The following is a 1,291-nucleotide window of genomic DNA, read 5'->3' as shown; positions in this document are numbered from 1 at the left end:
CATCCCAGCTGACCGAGAGTGACTGTTCGTCCAAGCGCCGACCAGCGTGACCGACTCGGCGAGGCGGGCGACCCATCGGCGTCTGCCTCTCGGCGCGTCACAGACCGGGTCGCAGTATGAGCATCCCCTCTCGGCGCACTCTTTCGGGAGTCATCATTGCCTAAGCACCTTCGGAAGTGATCTTCCCAGGTAAGGTTCCAGCCATGCCCTTGACGAAGTTGGAGACCTCGACCAACGTCAGCGTCACGTGGCGGATCGAATCACCGCCCTCTCGGGTGTGGGCTTGCTTGACGGACGCCCACTTGTTGAGTCAATGGCTCGGCGACCTCGTGGAGGGTGCCGTCCGTCCTGGAGCGGTATTCGTGATCGACCACGGCGGCGACTACCGGTGCCGGTCGACGGTCGTCGAGCATGCCGAACCTGAAGCGCTCGCCTTCACCTGGAGCTTTCCCGACGAGCCGGATTCCGAAGTTCTATTTGATCTTTATGGAACATTGGACGCGACACAACTTAGCCTGAGGCACAAGGGACTTGGTGACCTCGCTGCGTCGTACCGAGATGGTTGGTGTGTCCACTTGAGCTATCTGGAAGCGGCGGCGCTTGGTGCACCACTTCCTCGCGCGATGTTCTGGTGCTTGCATGGCACCATCTCGCAGCTCAACGTTCGTTGACACCATCGACCGTAAAGCGAGGTTGGTCCGGTCACCGTCCCAGATGATCAGTTCGTCGAAGATGACCCCGGCGGGCATACTGGCCGGCACCAGTCGGGTGATATCAGGGAAGTGGCCGCTCGGCGACCGGCCGGCCCGCGAGTACAGCCGCACACCCCGTACGTCGTGGAATGCAATCGCCCGCCACCTGGGCTCGAACGCCCAATCTGGATCGGACGGCAGTGTTTCGGCCGGCACCGCGAGCATCGGAGACACTCGGCTGATCAGGATGAACCTCCACGACCGGCAGGCCGTTCATCCCCTCTCGATCGTCGCTTGCCGGAGGAACCTCGCGCAGCCAGATCGGTGATGGTAGATACGGGTACATACCTCGGTCTGCTGCGTCGCCACGACGACGCTGGTGCCGCCGGATCAGCCTCCGCATCGCTGCCGCAGGCTCCTCCATACCGGTTCATGCGGCACGCCTGTCAACGGCTTCTCAGTTCTCCCCGTAGGCGGCCGGCAGTTGTCCCCGCTGGCGCCCACGGATTTCGGTTCTGGATCAATCTTTGTCGCAGCGTTACGGTCCGTGATTGTTGTTAATTCGGTAGCAGGATGCGTTGGCGTAGGAGGTCGAGGCT

1 protein-coding gene is annotated in these 1,291 nt (G+C 62.2%); it reads left to right on the top strand.

Features of this window, described 5'->3' with window-relative positions; all coding sequences use genetic code 11:
* Positions 1-203: 203 nt before the first annotated feature.
* Positions 204-671: an SRPBCC family protein gene (locus Raf01_RS49025; protein ID WP_203925059.1), complete on the top strand. Its 468-nt coding sequence runs from the start codon at positions 204-206 to the stop codon at positions 669-671.
* Positions 672-1,291 lie beyond the last annotated feature (620 nt).

Source organism: Rugosimonospora africana (genome assembly GCF_016862975.1).
GTDB lineage: Bacteria > Actinomycetota > Actinomycetes > Mycobacteriales > Micromonosporaceae > Rugosimonospora > Rugosimonospora africana.
Note: the sequence above shows the minus strand (reverse complement) of the source record. Positions and strands in the feature narration are given on the sequence as shown.